Source organism: Bacillus sp. FSL L8-0654 (genome assembly GCF_038629965.1).
In the GTDB taxonomy this organism is placed as follows: domain Bacteria; phylum Bacillota; class Bacilli; order Bacillales; family Bacillaceae; genus Bacillus; species Bacillus safensis.
On the sequence record NZ_CP152026.1, the window covers coordinates 672,322 to 685,813 of the forward strand.

Annotated in this window: 9 protein-coding genes and 1 pseudogene; 7 read left to right on the forward strand and 3 right to left on the reverse strand. The window is 41.8% G+C overall.

The annotated features are described in order from the left end of the window. The first annotated feature begins 3 nt into the window (after positions 1-3). Complete coding sequence (gatA, locus tag MHH65_RS03345) at positions 4-1,461, forward strand: Asp-tRNA(Asn)/Glu-tRNA(Gln) amidotransferase subunit GatA (protein ID WP_024424550.1); 1,458 nt, start codon at positions 4-6, stop codon at positions 1,459-1,461. Positions 1,462-1,474: 13 nt separating this feature from the next. Continuing rightward, a complete protein-coding gene (gatB, locus tag MHH65_RS03350) occupies positions 1,475-2,905 on the forward strand; it encodes an Asp-tRNA(Asn)/Glu-tRNA(Gln) amidotransferase subunit GatB (protein WP_024426678.1) in 1,431 nt (476 codons plus the stop codon). Positions 2,906-3,084: 179 nt separating this feature from the next. Here gatB and MHH65_RS03355 read toward each other — a convergent pair whose 3' ends face one another. Next, positions 3,085-3,930 (reverse strand): TetR/AcrR family transcriptional regulator, encoded by an 846-nt coding sequence (locus tag MHH65_RS03355; protein ID WP_024426677.1) that lies wholly within the window; start codon positions 3,928-3,930, stop codon positions 3,085-3,087. 131 nt (positions 3,931-4,061) lie between these two features. On the opposite strand from MHH65_RS03355, the gene MHH65_RS03360 reads away from it, so the two are divergent. Next, on the forward strand, positions 4,062-7,280 hold the full coding sequence (locus MHH65_RS03360) for an efflux RND transporter permease subunit (RefSeq protein ID WP_268413519.1): 3,219 nt from the start codon (positions 4,062-4,064) through the stop codon (positions 7,278-7,280). Positions 7,281-7,310: 30 nt separating this feature from the next. Here MHH65_RS03360 and MHH65_RS03365 read toward each other — a convergent pair whose 3' ends face one another. Then, positions 7,311-8,264, reverse strand: a complete 954-nt coding sequence (locus MHH65_RS03365) for a nucleoside hydrolase (protein WP_024426675.1) — start codon at positions 8,262-8,264, stop codon at positions 7,311-7,313. Between the two features lie 182 nt (positions 8,265-8,446). On the opposite strand from MHH65_RS03365, the gene MHH65_RS03370 reads away from it, so the two are divergent. The 4 genes and pseudogenes from MHH65_RS03370 to MHH65_RS03385 all read left to right on the forward strand — a co-directional run. Beyond that, positions 8,447-9,355, forward strand: a complete 909-nt coding sequence (locus tag MHH65_RS03370) for a diacylglycerol kinase (RefSeq protein ID WP_024424554.1) — start codon at positions 8,447-8,449, stop codon at positions 9,353-9,355. 61 nt (positions 9,356-9,416) lie between these two features. Beyond that, on the forward strand, positions 9,417-10,796 hold the full coding sequence (gene rlmD, locus MHH65_RS03375) for a 23S rRNA (uracil(1939)-C(5))-methyltransferase RlmD (protein WP_198457226.1): 1,380 nt from the start codon (positions 9,417-9,419) through the stop codon (positions 10,794-10,796). A gap of 250 nt (positions 10,797-11,046) precedes the next feature. Next, positions 11,047-12,021 (forward strand): tRNA-dihydrouridine synthase, encoded by a 975-nt coding sequence (locus MHH65_RS03380; RefSeq protein ID WP_151863219.1) that lies wholly within the window; start codon positions 11,047-11,049, stop codon positions 12,019-12,021. Positions 12,022-12,129: 108 nt separating this feature from the next. Then, positions 12,130-12,573: pseudogene (locus MHH65_RS03385) on the forward strand (SMI1/KNR4 family protein); the annotation flags it as partial. 149 nt (positions 12,574-12,722) lie between these two features. Here MHH65_RS03385 and MHH65_RS03390 read toward each other — a convergent pair. After that, positions 12,723-13,487, reverse strand: coding sequence for a MurR/RpiR family transcriptional regulator (locus MHH65_RS03390; protein WP_024426672.1), 765 nt, complete (start codon positions 13,485-13,487; stop codon positions 12,723-12,725). Between the last annotated feature and the right edge of the window lie 5 nt (positions 13,488-13,492).

Sequence of the window (13,492 nt, forward strand, 5' to 3'; positions counted from 1 at the left end):
GACATGTCACTGTTTGATCACAAAATTTCTGAATTAAAAGAGCTTTTACATAAAAAGGAACTGTCTGTTTCTGATTTAGTGGACGAGTCTTATAAACGAATCAATGAAGTAGACGGAAAAGTACAAGCATTCCTTGCACTGGACGAAGAGAAAGCGCGTGCGTATGCAAAGGAATTGGACGAGGCAGTTGGTGAAAAGGACGAGCTTGGCCTATTGTTCGGTATGCCGATCGGTGTGAAAGATAACATTGTTACAAAGGATTTGCGTACTACAGCTTCAAGTAAAATCCTGCAAAACTTTGATCCAATTTATGATGCAACCGTTGTGAACCGCCTAAGAGACGCTGAAGCAGTCACAATCGGTAAATTAAATATGGACGAATTCGCAATGGGATCTTCTACGGAGAACTCAGGCTACAAAGCGACGAAAAACCCGTGGAATTTAAACACTGTTCCAGGCGGATCAAGTGGTGGATCAGCAGCTTCTGTTGCGGCAGGTGAAGTACCGTTCTCACTTGGTTCAGATACAGGCGGTTCTATTCGTCAGCCGGCATCTTTCTGCGGGGTTGTCGGTCTTAAGCCGACATATGGCCGTGTATCCAGATACGGATTAATCGCATTTGCTTCATCATTAGACCAAATTGGTCCGATTACACGTAATGTAGAAGACAACGCATATGTTCTTCAAGCGATTGCAGGTGTCGATCAAATGGACGCAACAAGTGCAAATGTCGATGTCCCAGATTTTCTTTCTTCATTAACTGGCGACATCAAAGGCTTGAAAATTGCTGTGCCGAAAGAATACCTTGGCGAGGGCGTTGGCGAGGAAGCAAAAGAATCTGTTCTTCAAGCGTTAAAAGTATTAGAAGGACTTGGTGCTTCATGGGAAGAAGTGTCTCTTCCGCATTCTAAATATGCGCTTGCGACTTACTACTTACTGTCTTCTTCAGAAGCATCTGCAAACCTTGCTCGTTTTGACGGCATCCGCTATGGCTACCGTACAGATAATGCAGACAATCTCATTGATTTATACAAAAATACTCGTTCTGAAGGCTTTGGAGACGAAGTGAAGCGCCGCATCATGCTTGGTACATTCGCGCTAAGCTCAGGATATTACGATGCGTACTATAAAAAAGCACAAAAAGTCCGTACATTGATCAAAAAAGACTTTGAAGATGTTTTCGAAAAGTATGATGTCATTGTAGGACCAACAACACCGACTCCTGCATTTAACATTGGTGAAAAGACAAGCGACCCGCTAACCATGTATGCAAACGATATTTTAACGATCCCTGTTAACCTTGCAGGCGTTCCAGGAATCAGTGTGCCTTGTGGATTTGCAAATGGCCTTCCGTTAGGACTGCAAATCATCGGCAAGCACTTTGACGAAGGAACAGTGTACCGCGTGGCTCACGCTTTTGAGCAAGCAACAGATCATCATAAAGCAAAACCTGAACTGTAAGGGGTGAATCAGAATGAACTTTGAAACGGTAATTGGACTTGAAGTCCACGTAGAGCTAAAAACACAATCGAAAATTTTCTCAAGCTCGCCGACACCTTTTGGTGCAGCTGCCAACACGCAAACAAGTGTCATCGACCTTGGATATCCTGGCGTATTGCCTGTACTGAACAAAGAAGCGGTGAACTTTGCGATGAAAGCGGCCATGGCGCTGAACTGTGAAATCGCAACAGATACAAAATTTGACCGTAAAAACTACTTCTATCCTGATAACCCAAAGGCGTATCAAATTTCTCAATTTGATAAACCGATCGGTGAAAACGGCTGGATTGAAATTGAAGTAGAAGGCAAAACAAAACGAATCGGTATTACGCGTCTTCATTTGGAAGAGGATGCTGGGAAACTGACGCACACAGGCGACGGTTACTCACTCGTCGATTTCAACCGTCAAGGCACACCGCTAGTTGAAATCGTATCTGAGCCAGACATTCGCACACCAGAAGAAGCGTATGCTTACTTAGAAAAATTAAAATCCATTATTCAATATACAGGCGTTTCTGACTGTAAGATGGAAGAAGGTTCACTTCGCTGTGATGCCAACATTTCTCTTCGCCCAATCGGCCGTGAAGAGTTTGGTACAAAGACAGAGCTCAAAAACTTGAACTCATTCGCTTTCGTACAAAAAGGCCTTGAATTCGAAGAAAAGCGTCAAGAGCAAGTATTGCTTTCTGGCGGCTTGATCGAACAAGAAACCCGCCGTTATGATGAAGCGTCTAAAAAGACGATCCTGATGCGTGTCAAAGAGGGATCTGATGATTACCGCTACTTCCCAGAACCAGATTTGGTGGAACTGTATATTGATGACGAGTGGAAAGAACGCGTTAGAGCATCGATTCCAGAGCTTCCAGACGAGCGCCGCAAACGCTATATCGATGAGCTTGGACTCCCTGCATACGATGCAATGGTACTCACGCTGACGAAAGAAATGTCTGATTTCTTTGAAGCGACCATTTCAGAAGGTGCAGAAGCGAAGCAAGCATCGAACTGGCTCATGGGTGAAGTGTCTGCTTACTTAAACTCTGCTCAAAAAGAGCTAAACGATACAAAGCTAACACCGCAAGGACTTGCTGGCATGATCAAGCTCATTGAAAAAGGAACAATTTCCTCTAAGATTGCGAAAAAGGTATTCAAAGAGCTCATTGAAAATGGGGGAGATGCAGAAACAATCGTCAAAGAAAAAGGACTTGTCCAAATTTCTGACGAAGGTGCACTGCTCAAACTTGTCACAGAAGCACTTGATAACAACCCGCAATCCATTGAAGACTTTAAAAATGGTAAAGACCGCGCGATTGGTTTCTTAGTCGGACAAATCATGAAAGCATCGAAGGGCCAAGCTAACCCGCCGATGGTGAACAAGATTCTCCTTGAAGAAATCAAAAAACGCTAAATCGCAAAAAACCGCCTGATGAAACAGGCGGTTTTTTTGCTTGAAATGACAGGGTCTTAACATAGATTCAGACCACCGCCGTATATCAATTTAGAGAATCTTTTCTTATAATGAAGCATAAGCGAAAGTGCACATTCGAAGGGGGAAAGGTGAGCTAAATCGAAAAACAGAACGTCATGTTACTGAAGAAACAGCTTCAATTGCTCCACTGCTCTTAGAACAGCAGGCTCCTCACACTTTTCTAAATTCGTCAGCATTCCTTGGATGACTGGCTTACGAGGTTCAGCTTTTGCCAGCTCTTCTTCAATCACTTCAATGGATACAACGGTATCATCTGAAAGCAGATGCTCAAGCTTTAAAAAGCGAAGCTCCTCTTGAAGGGAAGCAGCACTCGGCGCTTCATCATCCCAAATGCTTTGCTTCAAAATCGGCTTCGTCTGAGAACGAAGCAAGCCGTGAACCAGATCATCAAACCGTTCGAGTATAAAGGATGAGAGCTCATCAAATGATAATTTCATTTGATCCTGTAAAAGCAGAACCTGCACATATGATTGGATAATTCCTTGAATCATGACTGACAGGTCAGTTATATACGGTTCGATTTCCTGTCCATAAGTGGTCAAGATGGAAATTTGAATTTCATCGTTCATTTGCTTTTTCACAGTTTTTGAATACTTTTTAATCTGCTGGTTTTCCGGAATAATGTTCTCGCTGAGGATCAGAATGATAAAATCCTTGTTCTCAGCAAAATGCTGAAACTGTTCAGCGATTTGTTTCTGAAAGATCTCTCTCGGCGCGAGATGCTGATTCTCTTTTCGAATCATTTCGATAGTTTGCATCGAAGTGTCGATATAATATTCAAACGCTCGGTTGAAAAGCTGTTCTTTTGATTTGAAATGTAAATAAAATGCGCCTTTTGATATTCCGCATTCATCTGCAATTTCCTGAATGGTCGTAGAAGAAAAACCCTTTTTCGCAAACAATTGGATGCTTGCTTTAATGATTTTTTCTTTTTTTTCGTTCATGAAATAAGGCCCCTTCAGCTTTAGAATGTTACGTCAAACGCAAGTGAAATGGTTGACGGCATTGTATATCACCGTTTATTATGATATAGAATGACCAGTCAGTCAATACATAAAGGAAAATGGAGGATATAATGAATTCGATCATCAATTTTGTATTAAAGAATAAGTTCGCTGTATGGCTCATGACGATTATCGTAACAGTTGCTGGTCTATATGCCGGATTGAATATGAAACAAGAATCAATCCCTAATATCAACACGCCAGTCATTACGGTTTCTACAATGTACCCTGGCGCAACGCCGGACGAAGTATCAGATAAGGTGACAGATCCAATTGAAAAATCGATTCAAAACCTCAATGGGGTCAGCGTGGTCACTTCTAATTCATTTGAAAATGCATCATCCATTCAAATCGAGTACGATTACAACAAAGACATGGATGAAGCAAAAAAGGAAATTGAAGATGCGATTAGCAATATCGATTTCCCTGAAAATGCAGAAAAACCTAAAATCGCACGCTTTAGTATTAATGCGATTCCAATCCTAGCTCTTAGTGTCTCTGGTGATAAAGAATCATTACAAGACCTTACACAAAAAGTAGAAAATGATCTCGTTCCTTCACTTCAAGGATTAGACGGTGTCTCTTCTGTCGAAACTTCAGGACAGCAAATCAAAGAAGTAGAATTTTCGTTTAAACAAAAGAAATTGAAAGAATACGGTCTAGATGAAGATACCGTCCAAAACATGATCAAAGGCTCTGATGTGAATGTACCATTAGGTCTATACACATTTGGCAACAAACAAAAATCAGTTGTCGTGGACGGCAATATTTTAAGCGTCAAAGATTTGAAAAACATGCGTATTCCAGTCACACCAAGTGCAGGCGGCGGTGCGGGAAGCGCTGGAGCTGGAGCACCTTCTAACGGCTCAGAAAACCCAGGTGCGCAAGGTGCGGAGCAGCAGGCTGGAAGTGCAAGTCAGCAGCAAGCAGCAGCTCAGCAGCAAGCAGGTGCAGCAAGCAGTCAATCTGTAGAGCTGCCGACGATCAAGCTATCTGAGATAGCAGATATTAAAGTCGTAAAAAATGCTGAATCGATCTCTAGAACGAATGGAAAAGACAGTATCGGTCTGCAAATTGTTAAAGGCTCTGATGCCAACACAGTGAGTGTAGCAGAAGAAGTGACAAAAGAGCTTGAGAAATTCAAAAAAGACAACAAAGGTATTAATGTAAGCACCACATATGATCAAGCAGAGCCGATTAAAGAGTCTGTCAGCACAATGCTGAACAAGGCGATCATCGGAGCGATCTTTGCGATCATTATCATTCTATTGTTCCTGAGAGATATCAAATCAACATTAATCTCGGTCATTTCCATACCGTTATCTCTGTTGATTGCTGTTTTAATATTAAATCAGCTGGATATCACGTTAAATATTATGACACTTGGTGCCATGACCGTCGCCATCGGGCGTGTTGTCGATGACTCGATAGTGGTCATAGAAAACATCTATCGACGAATGGCGTTAAAGGATGAACCGTTAAAAGGCAAGGCACTCGTCAGAGAAGCCACAAAAGAAATGTTTATCCCAATCATGTCTTCGACGATTGTGACAATTGCGGTATTCTTACCGTTAGCATTAGTAGGTGGAATGATTGGTGAACTATTCATCCCATTTGCCTTAACGATTGTGTTTGCGTTACTTGCTTCACTGCTTGTCGCTATTACAATTGTTCCAATGATGGCACACACTCTATTTAAAAAGAACCTGTACGGCACAGCGAAAAAGGTAAAAGAACATAAACCAAGCAAGCTTGCTGGCGGTTATAGACGTGTACTTAATTGGACACTCAACCATAAATGGATCACATCAGGAATTGCCATTCTTATGCTTGTCGGAAGCTTATTCTTAGCACCACTTGTCGGTGTCAGCTTCTTACCACAGGAAGCAGAGAAAACGGCCATGGTGACATATACACCTGAACCTGGACAAACGAGAGAGCAAGCAATTGATGAAACGAAAAAAGCTGAAGAATATTTGATGAAACGGGATCATGTCAATACAGTTCAGTATTCACTAGGCTCTTCAAATGCTATGACCGCAAGTGTTGGCGGTAACTCTAACGGTGCGTTATTCTTCGTACAATATGATGATGACACGCCAAACTTTGATAAAGAAAAAGACCGCGTGGTCAAAGCCCTTCAAGACAAAGCGTCTAAAGGGGAATGGAAATCACAAAACTTCTCATCTGCTGGTGCAAATAATACCGTGACTTACTATGTGTACGGGGACAAAGCAAGTGATATTGAAGGCACAGTAAAAGATGTTGAGAACATCTTAAAAGATGAGAAAAACTTGAAAAATGTCAGCACAAGCTTATCTGAGAAATACGACGAATATACATTTAATGCAGATCAAGAAAAACTGGCGAAACTAGGTCTAACTACTTCACAAATCGCTCAAGCGATTGCACCTCAAAATAGTGAAACAACACTGACGAAAGTCACAGAGGACGGCAAAGAACTTGATGTGAAGCTTCAAACGGAAAAAGATGAATATAAGAGCAAAAAAGATTTAGAAAACAAAAAGATCACCACACCAACAGGACAAGAAGTCCGAATTGGTGATGTCGTCAAAGTAAAAGATGGTACGACAGCAAATACGGTGACAAAACGTGATGGAAAAATCTACGCAGAAGTGTCTGGTGACATGACAACAGACGACGTCTCAAGTGTAACGCAGGATGTTCAGAAGAAAGTCGACAAGCTTGATCTAAAATCTGGCGTAACGATTGACACAGGCGGCGTAAGTGCGGATATCCAAGAATCCTTTACACAGCTTGGCCTTGCAATGCTAGCAGCGATTGCCATTGTGTATCTCGTTCTCGTCATCACATTTGGCGGAGGTCTTGCACCATTTGCGATTCTCTTCTCACTGCCATTTACGATTATTGGTGCGCTGCTTGGATTGTTTATAGCAAAAGAAACCATCAGCTTAAATGCCATGATTGGATTGCTCATGCTGATCGGTATCGTTGTAACTAATGCCATTGTCTTGATTGACCGAGTGATTCATAAAGAACAAGAAGGTCTCTCAACAAGAGAAGCGTTACTTGAAGCAGGTACAACAAGATTACGTCCAATCTTAATGACGGCACTTGCGACAATTGGTGCACTGCTGCCACTCGCATTAGGATTTGAAGGCGGAAGCCAAATCGTATCAAAAGGACTTGGTGTTACCGTAATTGGCGGTTTAACAAGTTCTACACTTCTCACATTGGTTATCGTTCCAATCGTGTATGAAATGTTAAGCAAGTTTAGACGTAAGAAAAAGTACGCAGAAGAAGAGTAAGAGGAAGCCCCGCCAATGAGCGGGGCTTTTTTATTTTGAAATCTGACAAACAGCTTTTCTCATAAGCTCTTCAAATGCGTGGAAAAAGGCATCACGATCGACATGGTCAATCACTTGAATTGATTTTCCATCTGGATGCTCTTCAGTGCGACCTTGTCTAGGCGTTTCGGTATAAACGATTGCGTTCACTTCTTTTGAGCGAGTAAATGAAGAGGAAGCAAGAGTGATCGTTGTCAGCACGTCCCATAAGTAGTAAGTCGAGTTCGTTTCATGATGAATGAGCGGCGGACAAAAGGCGTAGCACTGTCCGATAAAATCTATTCCAATATGAGAACGAAGAGAAGCCCAGCGCTGACGTACATCAAGTGTAAGCGGGACTTGATTTGTACTTTCAAGCGCGACCATTTCAATAGGAAACGGTTCCTGAAAGACAGTGCTGACAGCATAAGGGTCCCAAAAGGCATTCCATTCTGCTGTCCCATCATGCTCGGGTTCTTCAACATTGCCTTTTTCAAGGAACGTGCCGCCCATCCACACCAATTTCTCAATTTTATTAGAGATCGAAGGATCTTCTTCTAAAGCGCGTGCAAGATCTGTGAGCGGACCAGTAAAGAGCAGGGTGACAGGTTCTTTTGCCTTCTTAACCGTTTCAATCAGGTGAAGGTGTGCTGGCAGCTTGGACACTTTTGTATCAACATTGCCTTTTTCATTTAAAATTGGCAGAGCATCTACATAAAAAGCATGCATACGCCAATCCTTCGGAAACGGATTGACGCCTCTAGAAGTTGAAGCAGCGACTTCAATTTCATAAGGGCTGAATCGATCAATGATTTTTTGAGATGCACTGAGAGCAGGCTCTAAATAACAATCAGCAGGTATCACAGACATACCGATGACTTTCACATGTTCCATTTGAAGGAGAAGAAATAAAGAGACGAGGTCATCAACACCGCCGTCATGATTAAAATAGACAGGCTTTTTCATCGCATATCATCCTTTACAGCGTTTTCTTTTATCTTATCAGAATGCTTTCTTGCTGAGGGAGATTGGCTAGGAGATTTCACATAATTAGGTGGTTGTTTTGTTGCCATTTTCAAATCTCATAGTATAATTAAAGGTTGTTAGTGGTGAAAATAGATTGCATAATGAATATAGGATGATGATGAATGAAACGTGCTCGAATTATATACAATCCGACATCTGGGCGTGAACTCTTCAAGAAGAATTTACCGCAGGTTTTGCAAAAATTTGAACAAGCTGGCTATGAAACTTCTTGTCATGCGACGACATGTGCAGGAGATGCCACGCAAGCAGCAGAAAAAGCCGCACAGAGAGATTTTGATTTAATTGTAGCAGCAGGTGGAGACGGCACGATCAATGAAGTCGTCAACGGACTAGCACCGCTTGAAAAAAGACCGAAACTAGGAATTATTCCAGTTGGAACGACAAATGACTTCGCAAGAGCACTTGGCATTCCACGAGAAGGTGTTTTAAAAGCGACAGATGCCATTATTGAGGGTGTAGCGAAGCCGCTTGATATCGGTAAAGTCAATGGCCATTATTTTATTAATATTGCTGGCGGCGGCCGGTTAACAGAGCTCACCTATGAGGTGCCTAGCAAGCTGAAGACCATGCTTGGACAGCTTGCTTATTATTTAAAAGGCATGGAGATGCTTCCTTCTATCCGCCCGACAGAAGTCGAAATTGAATATGACGGCAAATTGTTTCATGGAGAAATCATGCTGTTTCTTGTTTCACTCACAAACTCAGTAGGCGGCTTTGAAAAACTAGCGCCAGATTCCATTTTAGATGATGGGATGTTTGACCTGATCATTCTAAAGAAGGTCAATCTAGCAGAAGCCATTCGAGTGGTCAGCCTTGCACTCAGAGGCGAGCATATTCATGATAACAATGTCATCTACGCAAAAGCGAATCGCGTGAAGGTAGATGTAAAAGATAAAATGCAATTGAATTTAGATGGTGAATACGGCGGCATGCTGCCAGGTGAATTTGAAAACCTGTATCGCCATATTGAATTTATTGTGCCAAAAGCAACAGCTGAAAAAATAGGGTGAAGACTGAACTTGGTTCCTTATGGCGGCCAAGTTTTTCTTTGCAAATGAGGTGATAAAATTGGTGAAAATGAAACCGCCTGTTGAAAAGAATGAATACTACAATGTAACCTTCGAAGACTTAACGCATGAAGGTGCAGGTGTAGCGAAAATTGAAGGATTCCCTGTCTTTGTACCGAATGCCCTTCCTGACGAACAAGGAAAAATCAAAGTCACACGAGTCAAAAAAGGATTTGCTTTTGGACGACTCATGGAGCTGACAAAGGAAAGTCAGCACAGGCAAGATGCGCCATGTCCCATTTACAAACAGTGCGGCGGCTGTCAAATTCAGCATATGAGCTATGAAGGCCAGCTGCTATTCAAACAGAAACAAGTAAAGGACGTTTTAGAGCGGATAGGCAAGCTTGATATGAGCCGTGTAAAAGTTCATCCTGTACTCGGCATGGAAGACCCTTGGAATTACCGAAACAAAGCACAAGTTCCAGTTGGCGAACGAGAAGGCGGACTTGTTGCAGGTTTTTATCAGCAGCGTACTCATGAAATCATTGATATGGAAAAATGTTTGATTCAACAGTCAGAAAACGACGAAGTGGTACAGGCAGTAAAAGACATATGCAATGCGTTTGGCATCAAAGCATATAACGAAGAGCGGCACAAAGGCTGGCTGCGTCATGTGATGGTTCGCTACGGTATTGCAACAGGTGAAATGATGGTTGTGTTTGTTACTAGAACAGCTGACTTTCCGCAAAAGCAGCAGGTGATTGAGCAGATTATAGCACGCTTCCCACATGTTCGGTCAATTGTACAAAACGTGAATTCAAAGAAAACAAATGTCATTTTCGGAGACGAAACAACCGTTTTATGGGGCGAAGAATACATTTATGACACGATTGGCGACATCAAATTTGCCATTTCAGCCCGCTCATTTTATCAAGTGAACCCAGCTCAAACAAAGGTGCTTTATGACAAAGCGCTTGAATATGCAGAGCTGCAAGGCGAAGAAACCGTCATCGATGCCTACTGCGGAATCGGTACGATTTCCTTATTTCTCGCACAAAAAGCAGGCAGAGTATATGGGGTTGAAATTGTCCCAGAAGCAATTGAAGATGCAAAACGCAATGCTGCCTTAAACGGAATCGATAACGTTGAATTCGCAGTCGGCGAAGCAGAAACCGTCATCCCAAACTGGTACAAAGAAGGCATCAAAGCAGACACCCTCGTCGTCGATCCGCCAAGAAAAGGCTGTGACGAAGCACTGCTTGACACCATTTTAAAGATGAAACCAAACCGAGTTGTTTACGTGTCCTGTAATCCAGGGACGCTTGCTCGTGATTTGAGAATTCTTGAAGATGGCGGATATGTGACAGAGGAAGTGCAGCCTGTGGATATGTTTCCGCATACCAACCATGTAGAATGTGTAGCAAGTCTTGTGATTAATCAGTAATGTATTGTGACATCCCGATTCTGTGAAAAACATCGATATCGGGATGTTTTTATTTTTGTATGTTCAATCGGCCTAAAAAATGATATTTGGAAGTGGAATTAATATTTTTATCCCGCAATTCATCACCAAATGTCCTTTTTTGCAATTTTGCACGGTTCATATTAAAGTATATAATGATAAAAATTGCTGAAAGAATTTACAGAAGGACATGCCCTTTAGGCGCTATGTCATGAGAGGAATTGGATGAAAGATGAGTAAAAATTTCTGGCGTGATTTACCGCGGCCATTTTTTATATTAGCACCAATGGAAGAAGTGACAGATGTTGTGTTTCGTCATGTTGTGAGTGAGGCGGCGAGACCGGATGTGTTTTTTACAGAGTTTACGAACAGTGAGAGTTATTGCCACCCTGATGGTATTCAAAGTGTGAAGGGGCGTTTAACGTTTACAGAGGATGAGCAGCCGATTGTTGCTCATATTTGGGGAGACAAGCCTGAAAACTTTAGACAAATGAGCATTGGAATGGCGGAAATGGGATTTCAGGGGCTTGATATTAATATGGGCTGTCCTGTCCCGAATGTCACGCAAAACGGAAAGGGCAGCGGCTTGATTCTTCGTCCAGACGTTGCGGCAGAGCTGATTCAAGCGGCAAAAGCAGGGGGATTACCTGTCAGTGTGAAAACAAGACTTGGTTTTACTGAGGTCGATGAATGGCGCGGGTGGCTTAGACATATTTTGGAGCAAGATATTGTGAATTTATCCATCCATCTTCGCACAAGAAAGGAAATGAGCCAGGTGGATGCGCATTGGGAGCTCATTCCTGAGATCAAAAAACTTCGTGATGAAGTAGCACCGGATACTCTTTTGACGATCAATGGTGATATTCCTGATCGTCAAACAGGCTTAAAGCTCGCTAAGCAGTATGGAGTAGACGGCGTGATGATTGGGCGCGGAATTTTCCATAACCCATTTGCTTTTGAAAAAGAGCCGAAGGAGCATACAAGCGATGAACTGCTTGGTCTTTTAAGATTACATCTTGACCTTCATGATCAATATTCTTCATTAGGCTTGCGTCCATTCAAGGCGTTGCATCGTTTCTTTAAGATTTATGTAAAAGGATTCAGAGGAGCGAGTTTCTTAAGAAATCAATTAATGAACACATCATCAACAGATGAAGTGCGTGCCATGCTGGATGAATTTGAAGCGAGAAATCAAGAACAATCATGACCAACAAGAGGAGGAGGGGAACCCTTCTCTTTTTTATTAAATAGGACTATTAAACTAGTTCTCTTAAATGGTAAAATGAGATAGAAATAACAATTGGAGGTATTTTATTTGAAACCATTTTGGGATAAAGATAGAGAAAGCGAAGAAACATTTAAGAAAATCAATGAGAAAGGCATTGCAAAAGCGGAAAAGAAGCTAGGCGTCATCTTGCCTGATACATATAAGCAACTGATCCTCGAACAAAATGGCGGGTATACCCTGCATAACGCTTTTCCAACGGACCAGCCGAATGGATGGGCAGAGGATCATGTATCATTTGATCATTTAAGAGGAATTGCCAAAAATGAAGGCATTATGGATAGTGATTATTTAATAGAAGAGTGGGAATTGCCTGAGGGACTTGTGCTCATTTGTGGGGATGGTCATACGTGGATTGCATTGGATTACAGAGAAACAAAGGAGCATCCGCCGATTCACTACTTTGATCTAGAAGATGAGACGGATTTCAAATTAGCGGATTCGTTTGATGAACTGCTTGCTGGGCATTATACCACTGAATAGCATGAATAGGAAAAGACAGCCGCAAGTAGATATATTTCATTAAAATCGTTGTTATACAGTATTTTTTGAGAGAGACAAAAGAGTCTCTCTTTTTTTGCGAAGCAACATTGAATCTCTCTCCAAAACTGTATCTGTTATGTTTAAGTCCTATTATTCAATTGGTTCACTTTCCACTCACTAAATTTTCTGACGATAATATCTGCCACAATGTAAAATGGCAGAAAGCTGGAGTTGTCCACTTTGTTATATAAGTGAAACGGGGTGCTGCTTACATAGATGTTAAACATGGCATTTTGTGCAAGGAGGTTATTCCTTAATGTGGTCATGCTGATAAATTTGATATGTCTCGTTTTCACCAATTGAATGATTTCATCTAAATTCTTCGATTCACCCGATAAAGAAATGATAAATAAAAGGTCATCCTCACCAAATTCAATGATTCCATCTGTTAAGTCCCGCTTGCTTCGTAATACTTGAGATTTCTTATGCAGTGACCATAGCTGCCGCTGTATATCATTTGCTAAATCAAGCTGTGCAGTGCCTGTCCCATAAATATAAATATACGGTGCACGATCAATCAGTTGATTTAATTGATGAAAGTCGAGCTGCTCCATATATTTTCTTGTCTGCCGGATGTCTTGATCAAGCAGCTGCATTAAATCCTGTGTGGTCTCTTCAGTGAAAGCATTTAATTTCACATAAGACTTTAAGTCACTGTAGCCGTCGAACCCTATTTTCTTAGCAAGCCGATGGATGGATGAGATGGAAGTATGAGCATAACGGGCAAGGTCCTGAATTTTCATTGTCTTCATTTCTTCAAGATGATCATGGATCGTTTTAATAATGTGCAGGTCATTCTTGTTTAAATCTTCGAAGTGTTTATTAACCAGCTTGTCCAGTATCATGCGAT

Excerpts from the sequence above, each read along its gene's own strand:
- MHH65_RS03355 (WP_024426677.1), bottom strand. The coding sequence starts at position 3,930 with ATGAACGAAAAAAAAGAAAAAATCATTAAAGCAAGCATCCAATTGTTT.
- MHH65_RS03365 (WP_024426675.1), bottom strand. The coding sequence starts at position 8,264 with ATGAAAAAGCCTGTCTATTTTAATCATGACGGCGGTGTTGATGACCTC.
- MHH65_RS03370 (WP_024424554.1), top strand. The coding sequence starts at position 8,447 with ATGAAACGTGCTCGAATTATATACAATCCGACATCTGGGCGTGAACTC.
- gatB (WP_024426678.1), top strand. The coding sequence starts at position 1,475 with ATGAACTTTGAAACGGTAATTGGACTTGAAGTCCACGTAGAGCTAAAA.
- MHH65_RS03390 (WP_024426672.1), bottom strand. The coding sequence starts at position 13,487 with ATGATACTGGACAAGCTGGTTAATAAACACTTCGAAGATTTAAACAAG.
- gatA (WP_024424550.1), top strand. The coding sequence starts at position 4 with ATGTCACTGTTTGATCACAAAATTTCTGAATTAAAAGAGCTTTTACAT.
- MHH65_RS03380 (WP_151863219.1), top strand. The coding sequence starts at position 11,047 with ATGAGTAAAAATTTCTGGCGTGATTTACCGCGGCCATTTTTTATATTA.
- MHH65_RS03360 (WP_268413519.1), top strand. The coding sequence starts at position 4,062 with ATGAATTCGATCATCAATTTTGTATTAAAGAATAAGTTCGCTGTATGG.